The following is a 524-nucleotide window of genomic DNA, read 5'->3' on the forward strand; positions in this document are numbered from 1 at the left end:
AAGCTGACGGGGACGGGGGTCCTGTTGGGTATGGCATCACCGGAGGAGAGGTGGCCGGTCATTGGCCGGTACGGCCGTGCGGCCGAGTGGCTGCGGATCTGGACGGATCTGGGGCGGGCACCACGGACGATCGACGCCTACGGGCGCGGGCTGGCCGAGTACCTGCTGGTCTGCGAGCGCGATGGCGTGGACCCGCTGACCGCGACTCGTGCCCAGATCGGTGTGTTACGTCCGCGCCGGGTCTGACAGGTACAACGCGACGGCGTCTGCCTTGAACTCAGACGAGTAGGCCTTCATGGCCACGAGGAACTCCTTGGTCTCCAGATCTCTATGATCCGGCACTCAAGGTGTCCACACCGCGGGGGGAGGCGCCTCTGCTGGTACGCCCTGCACGGCAAGCACGACCGCGACCTGGCCGCCCACCAAAACGCCCGCCCCTGGTACACCAGCAAGACCACCATCTCCATCGCCGACGCCCACGCCGCCCTCCGCCGCGCCCTCATCACCGCCAAATATCGGAGGGG

2 protein-coding genes are annotated in these 524 nt (G+C 67.7%); both read left to right on the forward strand.

Annotated features, from left to right (window positions below):
- A partial coding sequence (locus Mth01_RS29460) for a hypothetical protein (RefSeq protein WP_204019228.1) occupies positions 1–246 on the forward strand: 246 nt, incomplete at its 5' end.
- A gap of 84 nt (positions 247–330) precedes the next feature.
- The coding region (locus Mth01_RS29465) for a hypothetical protein (protein WP_204019229.1) at positions 331–524 on the forward strand (194 nt) is incomplete at its 3' end.

It is taken from the genome of Sphaerimonospora thailandensis (assembly GCF_016863115.1).
In the GTDB taxonomy this organism is placed as follows: domain Bacteria; phylum Actinomycetota; class Actinomycetes; order Streptosporangiales; family Streptosporangiaceae; genus Sphaerimonospora; species Sphaerimonospora cavernae.